This is a genomic window from Candidatus Eremiobacteraceae bacterium, assembly GCA_035295225.1.
In the GTDB taxonomy this organism is placed as follows: Bacteria; Vulcanimicrobiota; Vulcanimicrobiia; order Eremiobacterales; family Eremiobacteraceae; genus JABCYQ01.
Genome location: DATGJI010000051.1, coordinates 47,210 through 54,846 on the forward strand (window position 1 = coordinate 47,210; position 7,637 = coordinate 54,846).

Annotated in this window: 10 protein-coding genes; 2 read left to right on the top strand and 8 right to left on the bottom strand. The window is 63.7% G+C overall.

What is annotated here, in order from left to right:
• The first annotated feature begins 54 nt into the window (after positions 1-54).
• The gene (efp, locus tag VKT51_08345) at positions 55-615 is read left to right on the top strand and encodes an elongation factor P (protein ID HLJ84162.1); all 561 of its coding nucleotides are present in this window, start codon (positions 55-57) and stop codon (positions 613-615) included.
• 103 nt (positions 616-718) lie between these two features.
• Here efp and VKT51_08350 read toward each other — a convergent pair whose 3' ends face one another.
• From VKT51_08350 to VKT51_08370, 5 genes are all read right to left on the bottom strand, one after another.
• Positions 719-1,699: an ornithine cyclodeaminase family protein gene (locus VKT51_08350; protein HLJ84163.1), complete on the bottom strand. Its 981-nt coding sequence runs from the start codon at positions 1,697-1,699 to the stop codon at positions 719-721.
• A gap of 10 nt (positions 1,700-1,709) precedes the next feature.
• Positions 1,710-2,477 carry a TIGR00266 family protein gene (locus VKT51_08355; GenBank protein HLJ84164.1) on the bottom strand — a complete coding sequence of 256 codons (768 nt, stop codon included), beginning with the start codon at positions 2,475-2,477 and terminating at the stop codon, positions 1,710-1,712.
• 105 nt (positions 2,478-2,582) lie between these two features.
• The gene (locus VKT51_08360) at positions 2,583-2,864 is read right to left on the bottom strand and encodes a GIY-YIG nuclease family protein (protein HLJ84165.1); all 282 of its coding nucleotides are present in this window, start codon (positions 2,862-2,864) and stop codon (positions 2,583-2,585) included.
• Positions 2,861-3,427 (bottom strand): UbiX family flavin prenyltransferase, encoded by a 567-nt coding sequence (locus VKT51_08365; protein HLJ84166.1) that lies wholly within the window; start codon positions 3,425-3,427, stop codon positions 2,861-2,863. Before VKT51_08365 ends, VKT51_08360 begins: the two co-directional genes overlap by 4 nt.
• A gap of 4 nt (positions 3,428-3,431) precedes the next feature.
• Positions 3,432-3,929: a SprT-like domain-containing protein gene (locus VKT51_08370; protein HLJ84167.1), complete on the bottom strand. Its 498-nt coding sequence runs from the start codon at positions 3,927-3,929 to the stop codon at positions 3,432-3,434.
• A gap of 94 nt (positions 3,930-4,023) precedes the next feature.
• On the opposite strand from VKT51_08370, the gene VKT51_08375 reads away from it, so the two are divergent.
• Entirely contained in the window at positions 4,024-4,854 is an 831-nt protein-coding gene (locus VKT51_08375; GenBank protein ID HLJ84168.1) for a M55 family metallopeptidase, read from the top strand.
• 167 nt (positions 4,855-5,021) lie between these two features.
• Here VKT51_08375 and VKT51_08380 read toward each other — a convergent pair whose 3' ends face one another.
• From VKT51_08380 to VKT51_08390, 3 genes are all read right to left on the bottom strand, one after another.
• Positions 5,022-5,357 carry a CHY zinc finger protein gene (locus tag VKT51_08380; GenBank protein HLJ84169.1) on the bottom strand — a complete coding sequence of 112 codons (336 nt, stop codon included), beginning with the start codon at positions 5,355-5,357 and terminating at the stop codon, positions 5,022-5,024.
• A gap of 62 nt (positions 5,358-5,419) precedes the next feature.
• Entirely contained in the window at positions 5,420-6,418 is a 999-nt protein-coding gene (locus tag VKT51_08385) for a UPF0158 family protein (protein ID HLJ84170.1), read from the bottom strand.
• Positions 6,419-6,465: 47 nt separating this feature from the next.
• On the bottom strand, positions 6,466-7,637 hold a 1,172-nt coding region (locus tag VKT51_08390; protein HLJ84171.1), incomplete at its 5' end, for a hypothetical protein.

Consider the following 7,637-nt stretch of genomic DNA (forward strand, 5'->3'; position numbering starts at 1 on the left):
CTGGACGCGCTCCCATTTGCAGGGGCCGACGCTAGTGGGCCCAAGAGGAGTACGATGATCTCATCCAACGATTTCCGAACCGGCGTCACCATCGTTGTGGATGGCAATCTCTGGACGGTGGTGGATTTTCAGCACGTCAAGCCGGGCAAGGGATCGGCATTCGTGCGGACGCGCCTGAAGAATGTGCTCCGCGGTAACGTGCTCGAGAAGACCTTTCGCGCGGGCGAAATGCTCGAACGCGCGATCATCGAAACGCGCGATATGCAGTACCTGTACGGTTCAGGCGACGAGTTCCATTTCATGGACCAGTCGAACTACGAACAGATAGCGCTCACGCATGACGTGCTCGGCGAGAACACCGATCTGCTCAAAGAGGGTATGGGCATCACCGTGCAGTTTCACGACGGCCGAGTGATCGCCGGCGCGCTCCCGAACCATATCGAGCTTCGAGTCGAAGAGACCGACCCAGGATTCCGCGGCGACACTGCCACGAACGTCACGAAGCCGGCGAAACTCGAGACCGGCGCGATGATCCAGGTGCCGCTATTCATCAACCCAGGCGACAAGATCCGCATCGACACGCGCGACCGCAAATACATCGCCCGCGTCCAATGATGTAGGCCGGACGCCTGTAGGGCGGACCTTTATGGTCCGCCGGCGGTGTAGGGCGGACCTTGATGGTCCGCCGCGGTGTAGGGCGGACCTTGATGGTCCGCCGCTACAATTCTACCTTGACGCCCGCGTTGCGCGCGATCGCTCGCTCGTAGACGAGCTGGGCGCACGCAAGATCTTCGACTGCCACGCCGAGCGACTCGAAGAGCGTGATGTCGTCGGGACTTTTCCGCACAGCCACATTGCGCGCCAGCACATCGCTGAGCAAGGCGACGTCGGAGAGACTTTTCAGCGCCCCGTCTTTTGCCGCGAGCAGCAGATCGCCGGCTTCGTTCAGGGCGCCGTCGAGCGAATCGCACACGATGCGGGCATGACCGACGAGGTCGGCAGCAAGTTCGCGGGATCGCGGCGTGCATGCGCCGACCGCGTTGATGTGCGTTCCCGCTCCCACGTCGCGCAGCGCGAGAACCGGTTCGGATGACGAGGTCACCGTGCACACGACGTCGGCGCCGCGGCAGGCATCCGATATCGTCTCACACGTCGTCGTCCGGATGCCGAGCTCGCGCGCTTCGGCAGCGATGTGCGAGGCCTTCGACGAATCGCGTCCCCAAATGCGGATCTGCTCGAAGGATGCGATCTCATGCATCGCATGCACGTGCGATCGCGCTTGGGTACCGGTTCCGATGATCGCCGCAACCGACGCGCGCGGATTCGCGAGTGCGTGCGTCGCGACGGCGGACGCGGCCGCCGTGCGGATCTCCGTGATGTAACGGCCGTCGAGCAGCGCGAGCGGCCTGCCGGTTTCGCTCGAGAACAATAGGATCGCCGCGTCGTGAGTATGCGCCGCGCGCGCCGCATTCCCGGGAAAAACGGTTACGAGTTTCGCGCCGAGCGCCGCGCGTTCGCCGCCGATCGCGCCGGGCATCGCGCCCAGGAGACCTTCCGACGCGCGCGCGACTGAGCGCAGCGGAAATGACGCACCTCCCTCGGCGACCGCCAGGAAGGCACGCTCGACCGCCTCGATCGCATCGCGCATCGAGAGCAACTCGGCGACTTCCGTCTCGCGCAGGATCAGAACGGCCGGCATCGTGGTGCTTTTATTGCCCGAACAGATCCTTGAGCACTTGACCAGCCACGGCGCCGCCGACCGCACCGCCCGCGACGCTGCCGGTCGCCGCTTCGTGACCGAGATACGGCATGAGCGCGTGAGCAAGCCCGCTGATCGTGAGCGACTGGAGCCAGATCTTCCCCGGTCCGGTGAGGCGCGCGAGGAAGAGACCTTGATTTCCGAAGAGCACGTTTGCGATTCCCGGAACCGTCTGGATGTCGAAGTTCACGCTCTCTTCGAACATCCCGACGTGGCCCGGATGAACGAGCAGTCCCTGGCCCGCGGCCAAATCGTATGTCACGACCTCCCCGTCCAGTTCGATCCATGCCTGCGCCTGGCCGCCGATCTTCTGCAGCACGAGCCCCTGCCCGCCGAATATGCCGGCACCGAGCGATCGCTGAAATCCGACCGAGAGCTCGACGCCCGGTGTGGCGCACAAGAAACCGTGCCGGTGGATCATGTAGCCTTTACCCGGGGCCACATCCATGGCCATGATCTGACCCGGCAGTTTGGTCGCGAACGCCACCATGCCGGGCGCGCCTTGCGCCGAGTATTCCGTCATGAACAATCCGCCGCCGCCGGCGGCTCTCATGATCGCGCCGAACAGGCCTTTGGCGCCCGCGCCGGAGGTGGATGTCTTCATCTGGATGTTGCCCGAGATCCACGAGAGCTCGCCGGGTTCTGCGACGATGGTCTCGCCAGGCTGAAGCATCATCTCCAGCACGGGCATGGTGGTGCCAAGAATCTTATGATCCATCTTCAATCTCCCTCGCGCGGCGCTTTGGTCCGGCGTTGCGCCGGCCCCTGCAATCGGCGGACCATAAAGGTCCGCCCTACAACCGGCGGACCATAAAGGTCCGCCCTACGACATTCTAGCAAGCCAGCGTAACGAGAGCGTCCGTTTTTGCGCGTGGCTGCGGCGTTTGAGCAAATACTCGAAGCGCATGGCGGCCGTCTTCGATGGAAACGCGCGGCGGTACGCAAGACACACCGGACGTTTGCCCCGGAGGATCTTCGCGCCGCGGCCGGCGTTGTGCGCCGCGATGCGCGCGTCTGCATCGACCGCGTACCCGCAATAATACGATCCGTCCTGGGTCAACGCGAGGTAGACGTGGTGCGAGGCGGCAGAGCGTTCGCGCTTCATGTGCGTCCGGTCCAGCGCGAGTACGATTCGTGTGCGACGCCGAGCGCGTCGAGCGCTTTGCCGACGGAATGGTCGACGACATCGTCCACGGTCTTGGGTCTGTTGTAAAAACCAGGCACGGGCGGAACGATCACGGCGCCGATCTCGGAGAGCCGAGTCAACGTGCGCAAGTGTCCGAGGTGGAGCGGCGACTCGCGCACCATAAGAACGAGCCGGCGGCGTTCCTTTAGCGTGACGTCGGCGGCGCGGACCAGAAGGTTGTCATCGAGCGAGTACGCGATCGCGGCGCCCGATTTGACGGAGCACGGTGCGACGAGCATGCCGTCGGTGTGGAACGAACCGCTAGATATGGACGCGGCGAGGTTTGCGGGATCGTGCACCGCGTGTGCGAGCTTGCGAACGTCGTCCGCGCGGTGATCCGTCTCGAGCTCCATCGTGCGCAGCGCGCCGGCGGTCATCACGAGATGGACTTCGGTTCCTTCGATGGCCGATAAGACTTGCAGGGCTCGAATCCCGTAGATCGTGCCGCTTGCTCCGGTGATGCCGACGATAAGGCGCCTCATCTGGTCAAGCTTCGCGAACGTGCATTCGGAAACGGCGATCGTAACCTGCCGGCGCGCAACGCGCGCATGAGACGGCCACGCCCGGCCTTCGGCGCCGGACAAATTCCACGCGACACGCTGGGCATGCCAACACGTACCGACGGCGGCTTCGCCTGCGCGGCACGGGCATACTATGGTAGATGCTCGTCAGCCCAACTTCGCGCATCTTGCGCTTGAAGTGCGCTCCATGACCGCTCGGCAGGCCTCGCGCGTGAAGCCACGCGTGCACCATTTCGTGCAAGAGCGTTGCCTCCACATGACTTGCGTGCGCTGCCAGCAGCGTGGACGAAAGCTCGATCACCGCCGGTCTGTAGATGATGCGTCCGGCCACGGAGGTCAACCGGGCGTTATACCGGATGCGGTATGACGGGAGCTCCGCGCCGAAGTTCGAGGCGTTGAGCCGGGCGAACAGCAGTTGAAGGTCCGATTCTGCCGGCAGCGCGGCGCGAGTAGCGAGCGACATTGTTCCCACAGCTTTGGCGCGCTTTTCGCATGATAGCGCGCGTTCCCTCGCACTATGCAAGGTGCGGCGCCGCCGAACGACAACAAGTGGCGCCATGAAGATCTACATCAGCGCCGACATGGAAGGCGTGGCGGGCATCACCGCCGAGGAGCAGACGAATCCCGTCGGACAACCGGAGTACGAATACTCGTGCAAGCTCATGACCGGTGAGGTGCGGGCGGCGTGCGAGGGCGCGAAGGCCGCCGGGGCCGACACGATCGTGGTCAACGATTCCCACTGGAACATGCGCAACATCATCCACGATGAGCTGCCGCCGGATGTCACGCTGATCCGCGGAAGCATGAAACCACTGTCGATGAATCAAGGTCTTGACGGTTCGTTCGCGGCGGCGGCGTTCGTCGGCTATCATGCTCCCGGCGGCACGCAGGACGCCGTGCTCGATCACACCTACACGGATGCTACGCTCTATGAGGTGCGCATCAACGGCGTGCTCTGCAGCGAGGCACGCATCAATGCGGGCGTCGCCGGGGCGTTCGGCGTGCCGGTGGTCTTCATCTCGGGCGATCAGCACGCGTGCGAAGATGCGCGTGCGTTCTTGCCGTGGGCGCAAGCCGTAGCGGTCAAGCGCGCGATCGGGCGATACGCGGCGGCGTCGCTCTCCCCTGCGCAATCGCGAGCCGCGATCAAGTCGGGCATCGAACGCGGCATACGCGAGGCGGCGCAGCGCGGCGCGAAGCCGGTCATCTTCGAGAAGCCGATCGCGCTCGAGACCACCTTCACGTATACGTCGAAGTGCGATATCGCGGCGTTGATGCCGGGATGCGAGCGCATCGGACCGAGGACGCTACGCTTCGTCCACGACGATTATATGACGGTATTCCGGGCGTTTCGAGCCCTCATGTGCCTCGGCGGTTCCGTGTCCTAGCGCACTCGAACAGGGCTATTCGCTGAAACCGTAACACTTCGGAGGGTCGGCGCGTCTACTAGTATGAGCCGGCGGCGGCGGCGATCCCCAACGTCGACGACCACCGGCGAGTCGTCCCAAACCCCGACCCAGAAGCGCGGCCTGGACGCTCACACCAGGCCGCGTTTCTATTTCGGTCGTGGATTCGCAGCCTCCTGAATCTGAAAGTACAGATGATGGTGGCTGCGGCAGCCACGATTGAATGGAGCGCCGCAGGCCGCGCAGCGCGCCTCGCTGAGCACATACTGAGAAATGGAAAGCGTTGCGCTGCAGGCGCCGCAAAGCACCGCTTCTTGATCCCACTCGCTCTTCGGCCAGATCGTTATCGGATGGTCGGCAAGCTCGTCGTGGCAGTCTTTACAAGCATAGAATAGGCCGCAACATCGCAGTTTGACAGCGACGATGTCGGTCGGCCCGTGATAGTGCCCGCAGCGGGTGTGAGAATCGAGATCAACGCCGCGCACGCTCGCACGATGATCCACCCGACCGTCACCAGTCAATGGTAACGGCATGCGGGGCTCTGCAACTACGAAGATGCTGCCGGCTGCGACTCGCCGTCGGATGCGGCCGACGACGCAGCTGCCGGCTCTTGTTCGGCTTTGCCGTCTGGCGCCGGCGCGGAAGGCGACTCCGCGACATGTGCGGCCGGCGCAACGGCCGCGTCAGCCGCATGGGTTTCATCCGCCTGGTCGACCGCTTCCATCGCGGCACCCCCTTGCGAGGCGGCGCCGCCTTGCGTCGCAACTTCCTGATCGGCTTCGGCTTTCGCCGGTTGCCAATCGTAGTCGGAGCCGGCGAGCGAGAATCGCGCGAGATCGACTTTCAGACCTGAGAGCCAATCCAACGCCAAGTGGTAGTGGCGTTTTGTCCGGTACGCCATCCAGCGCCGGCGCAGCGCATCATCCTCATCGACGGTCTCGCGAAAGCGTTTGAACGCTCCCTTGCCCGAGATGGCGGTGCGAAGTCTCCCGGCGATGTTGATGTCTTCGACCGAGCCGATGAAGTCGGACATTATCCCATAGCGGACGTCTGTCGTGACCGGAACGATCTTCACGAACTCTGGATTCGCGTCGGCTTCTGCGATGCGCACGTTCTCCTGGTCTCCCAGGTTGTGCATGAAGTGCTCAACGGCGCCGGTGGCGGTGTTGAAATACGAAACGCCGTCGACGTCACCGCCCGTCAGTGCGGTGCCGAGCTCGTCGAGCAAGGCATTGCGTTTGACCGGTCCGGGCTTGACCGTTCGCCCAGTGCCGTGCCGCGGCCGATGATGGTGGTGCGCGCCGGGCGCCGCCGTGGCGGGCTCGAGGCCAAGCGCTTTGCGGATCTCCGCCGGATCCACCGACGGCAGGCCGAGATTGTTCAGGCGGACATAGTGGCCCGCCAATTCGACGAGCAGATCGTCGAGCTTGCGGCGCCCGTCGGCGTCTGCGACCGCATCGCTTGGCGAAAGACCGCCGAGATCCGGAAGTGGTCGGCGGATCCATTCCGCCGTCACGTTGGTGTGATTCGTCGTCGCCTCGTTCATGTCAGGTTCCTATCCGTTGTCTTGGTCGTTGCTGGCCGCACTCGACGTCATGCCTGCGCGGCGGTCCCGATACTTTCGGCAATGCGCAGTACGTCATCCTCGGTCAGACCGAGCTTGTTCATATTGGTGTAGTACTGGTCGACGATCTCCTCCACGCGGCCGGTCTGGGCTCGCTCCTCCCGGACACGCTTGACTTCTTCCAAAACGCGCCCGATCAAGCCCGCGTCAACCGTCACTCCGCGCGCCCGCAGCGCTGCTTCATTCTTGTGCAAAGCCGCCTCGACGACCGAAAGACCGCTGTGCTTGCCGTAGATGAAACGCATCTCCCCGCCTACGAGGTCGGCCGGCACTGCCTCGTACATCCGCCGATCGATCAGCATCGCATGCGTGTGGATACCGGATTCGTGCGAGAAGACATTGGCCCCGATGATCGGTTCGTGCGCTTGGATCGGATAGCCGGAGACGCGTTCCATGAAACGCGCCAGATCTTGAAGTTTTTGGTACTTGAACCCCGGGATCTCGATGCCATAGAGGACTCGAAGCGCGGTGACGACTTGATGCAGCGGCACGTTGCCGGCGCGTTCGCCATAGCCATTCGCCGTGACCGTGAAGGCCGTGAAGCCGCATGAGAGCGACGTGATGCAGTTGATCGTGGCGAGCCCGTAGTCGTTGTGGAAGTGATTGAGCAGCGTGACGTCTTTGGGGAGCGCGTCCACGATACGCTGCGAATACCAGCGCGTCGCCTCCGGCGTGAGGCAGCCCACCGTGTCCGGCCACGACGGCCGTGTCGCGCCGGCTTTCAATCCCTCGCGGAAAAGTTCGATGAAGTAGTCGACGTCGCCGCGGCTCCCGTCCTCGCCGCCGAACTCGACGCGCTCCACGCCCTTCGACCGCGCATAGCGGATGGCGTCGCACTGCATGCGGATGTTCGCCTGCCGGTAAAACGACAGCGGCAGATCCAGCCATTCCGCCGCGTCCTTGCCTTCGCGAGCAAGCAGCGCCTTGCCGATCTTGTACTTCATGTGCAGATCGCTGCCCGAGGTGAAGACGAAGAAAGTGACTTCGCGCGGAGCGACGTCGATTTCGGCGAGGGCGGTCAGCGTTGCATCTATGTCCTTGGTCGTCGAACGGCACATGACGACGATGTCCAGGTCTTCGCGGATCTCGCCCTTGCGCTTGCCCTGCATGATGAGTTGAAGCGAGCGGCGTTCATCTTCGG

What these genes read in the sequence shown, in the direction of transcription:
- efp (HLJ84162.1), top strand. Translation starts at nt 55, where the DNA reads ATGATCTCATCCAACGATTTCCGAACCGGCGTCACCATCGTTGTGGAT.
- VKT51_08350 (HLJ84163.1), bottom strand. Translation starts at nt 1,699, where the DNA reads ATGCCGGCCGTTCTGATCCTGCGCGAGACGGAAGTCGCCGAGTTGCTC.
- VKT51_08355 (HLJ84164.1), bottom strand. Translation starts at nt 2,477, where the DNA reads ATGGATCATAAGATTCTTGGCACCACCATGCCCGTGCTGGAGATGATG.
- VKT51_08360 (HLJ84165.1), bottom strand. Translation starts at nt 2,864, where the DNA reads ATGAAGCGCGAACGCTCTGCCGCCTCGCACCACGTCTACCTCGCGTTG.
- VKT51_08365 (HLJ84166.1), bottom strand. Translation starts at nt 3,427, where the DNA reads ATGAGGCGCCTTATCGTCGGCATCACCGGAGCAAGCGGCACGATCTAC.
- VKT51_08370 (HLJ84167.1), bottom strand. Translation starts at nt 3,929, where the DNA reads ATGTCGCTCGCTACTCGCGCCGCGCTGCCGGCAGAATCGGACCTTCAA.
- VKT51_08375 (HLJ84168.1), top strand. Translation starts at nt 4,024, where the DNA reads ATGAAGATCTACATCAGCGCCGACATGGAAGGCGTGGCGGGCATCACC.
- VKT51_08385 (HLJ84170.1), bottom strand. Translation starts at nt 6,418, where the DNA reads ATGAACGAGGCGACGACGAATCACACCAACGTGACGGCGGAATGGATC.